General features: G+C 48.5%; 2 protein-coding genes. Both read left to right on the top strand.

From position 1 onward, the window contains the following. Window positions 1-54 precede the first annotated feature (54 nt). Window positions 55-657 (top strand): XTP/dITP diphosphatase, encoded by a 603-nt coding sequence (locus R7R24_RS24340; RefSeq protein ID WP_318119671.1) that lies wholly within the window; start codon window positions 55-57, stop codon window positions 655-657. Between the two features lie 18 nt (window positions 658-675). Further along, the coding region (hemW, locus tag R7R24_RS24335) for a radical SAM family heme chaperone HemW (protein ID WP_411978824.1) at window positions 676-1,821 on the top strand (1,146 nt) is incomplete at its 3' end.

Below are 1,821 nucleotides of genomic sequence, written 5' to 3'. Positions count from 1 at the left end.
AATATCTAGAGGAGAACGATTTGTTCTCCTCTATCACTATTAAAAGAGATTCCCATGAAAAAAATTGTGCTAGCAACAGGCAACCAAGGCAAAGTTCGCGAGATGGCAGATCTACTGTCTGACTTCGGTTTTGAAGTATTAGCGCAAAGTGAATTCAACGTATCAGAAGTTGCTGAAACGGGCACCACGTTCATTGAGAACGCAATCATTAAAGCTCGCCATGCCGCGCAAGAAACTGGCTTACCAGCGATTGCAGATGATTCTGGTCTGGAAGTCGACTTCCTAAAAGGTGCACCGGGTATCTACTCAGCACGTTACGCAGGCGAAAAAGCCTCTGACCAAGAGAACTTAGAGAAATTGCTAGCCGCAATGGAAGGCGTGCCAGAAGCAGAGCGTACCGCGCGTTTTCACTGCGTATTGGTATTGATGCGTCACGAAAACGATCCAACACCTATCGTTTGTCATGGCAAATGGGAAGGTCGCATTCTGACTGAAGCACATGGCGAAAATGGCTTTGGTTACGACCCTATCTTCTTCGTACCAGAAGATAACTGTGCGTCAGCAGAGCTAGATCCGGAACGTAAAAAGCAGTTGTCTCACCGCGGCAAAGCACTGAAGTCACTGTTTGCTCAGTTATCAGCGCAAACCGCACAGTAAGATCGAGTGAACTTGTCCATGTTAACGCCCCCAGCACTCAGCTTGTATGTACACATCCCATGGTGTGTACAAAAGTGCCCTTATTGCGACTTTAACTCCCATGCGCTTAAAGCGGAGATCCCAGAAGAAGAGTACATCAGTGCCCTTCTAGAAGATCTGGATACCGATATTGATAAGTACCGCTTAAATGACGCACCGCGTCCGCTGCATTCCATCTTCATTGGCGGAGGTACGCCAAGTTTGATTTCTCCAGAAGGCATTGAGCGTTTGCTAAAAGGCATCGAAGCGCGAATTCCATTCAAGCCAGACATTGAAATCACTATGGAAGCAAACCCTGGCACCATCGAAGCAGAGCGTTTCGTGGGTTATCGTAAAGCGGGCGTCACGCGAATTTCCATCGGAGTTCAAAGCTTTGAGCAGGAGAAGTTGGAGCGTCTAGGACGAATTCATGGTCAAGACGAAGCCGTTAATGCAGCGAAACTTGCCCATCAAATTGGTTTGAACAGCTTTAACCTCGACTTAATGCACGGCTTACCCGATCAAAGCATCGAACAAGCGCTAGCCGATTTGGACAAAGCGATTGAGCTCGCACCGCCGCACCTGTCTTGGTATCAGCTCACCATCGAACCAAACACCATGTTCTACTACAAGCCACCGACACTACCAGATGACGATGACTTGTGGGACATCTTCGAACAAGGGCATGAAAAGCTAGCAGCAGCAGGGTACGTTCAGTACGAAATCTCTGGCTACAGCAAACCGAGTTATCAGTGTCAGCACAACCTGAATTACTGGCGCTTTGGCGACTACCTTGGCATCGGCTGTGGCTCGCATGGCAAATTGAGTTTCGCTGATGGCCGCATCATTCGTACCACGAAAGTGAAGCATCCTCGTGGCTACTTGGCAGCTTATCAAAACATGGTAAAACCGTATTTGCATACCGAGCAGCTCGTTGCCGATGAAGACCGCCCATTTGAGTTCTTCATGAACCGCTTCCGCTTGATGGAAGCGTGTCCGAAGCAAGATTATGTGGATACCACGGGCTTACCGCTCAGTACCATTCAAGACACCATTGATTGGGCGTTAGAGATGGGCTATTTGAGTGAAACGGAGACGCACTGGCAGATCACCGAGAAAGGAAAGCTGTTCCTCAACGACTTACTA

The sequence above is a fragment of the Vibrio sp. 704 genome, assembly GCF_033339295.1.
Note: the sequence above shows the minus strand (reverse complement) of the source record. Positions and strands in the feature narration are given on the sequence as shown.